The organism is Marinicella litoralis (genome assembly GCF_002591915.1).
Lineage (GTDB): Bacteria > Pseudomonadota > Gammaproteobacteria > Xanthomonadales > Marinicellaceae > Marinicella > Marinicella litoralis.
The window spans coordinates 5,515-5,777 of the sequence record NZ_NIHB01000007.1; the positions used below are offsets into that span (position 1 = coordinate 5,515).

At 49.4% G+C, this 263-nt stretch carries 1 protein-coding gene; it reads right to left on the reverse strand.

The genetic code is table 11. The features are described from left to right. The coding region (locus tag CCS90_RS14980; RefSeq protein WP_180236545.1) for an Ig-like domain-containing protein at positions 1–263 on the reverse strand (263 nt) is incomplete at both ends.

Below are 263 nucleotides of genomic sequence, written 5' to 3' on the forward strand. Positions count from 1 at the left end.
GCCAATGAATCAAACTGACCGTTGGGATCATAACTCACGGTGTCATTATCACCATTGATTGTCACAGCACCCAAAGTACCAGTGGTGTCGATGCTGGAAATTTCAACATCATCACTTTCTGCATCGGTGTCATTGCCCGTCAAGTCGACACTGGCCAATGCACTGTCCTCATCGGTTGAGGCTGAGGTATCATCCACTGCATCAGGGGCATCATTCAAGCCATTGATGGTGATGGTGACCGAAGCCGTATCTGAACCGCCGTT